At 32.6% G+C, this 353-nt stretch carries 1 pseudogene; it reads right to left on the bottom strand.

Annotated features, from left to right (window positions below):
• Positions 1–108 (bottom strand): annotated as a pseudogene (locus tag A3SG_RS22625) (transposase); the annotation flags it as partial.
• Between the last annotated feature and the right edge of the window lie 245 nt (positions 109–353).

Raw genomic sequence — 353 nt, 5'->3', positions numbered from 1 at the left:
CACAACATATTTTTGATTTAACCTAGTAAAAACATCTAACCACCTTACTGTTGTTATGGTCATAAAATAAGCTTCTTCTATACTTGTAGCCTTATATTTTGTTGACATTGGCTTCGGTTTATTTACTTATCGTTGCTTTTGTTTACGGGCACGGAATGCAATTCCGCTCTATCGATGTGCTGATATATCCGAGCGATCTGGAAAAACCATTGTACTGCTTTATCAAGCATAGCAATAGTTTATTATTTTTGAAATATCGATATTTCTACTTGTTTTTCTAAAGAAAATAATTCGTTCACTGCTCTATGTACCACAGCGCTATGTTTTACTTTTGTAAAGATTTTTGATTCCTA

The organism is Flavobacterium sp. ACAM 123, from assembly GCF_000264055.1.
Lineage (GTDB): Bacteria > Bacteroidota > Bacteroidia > Flavobacteriales > Flavobacteriaceae > Flavobacterium.
Note: the sequence above shows the minus strand (reverse complement) of the source record. Positions and strands in the feature narration are given on the sequence as shown.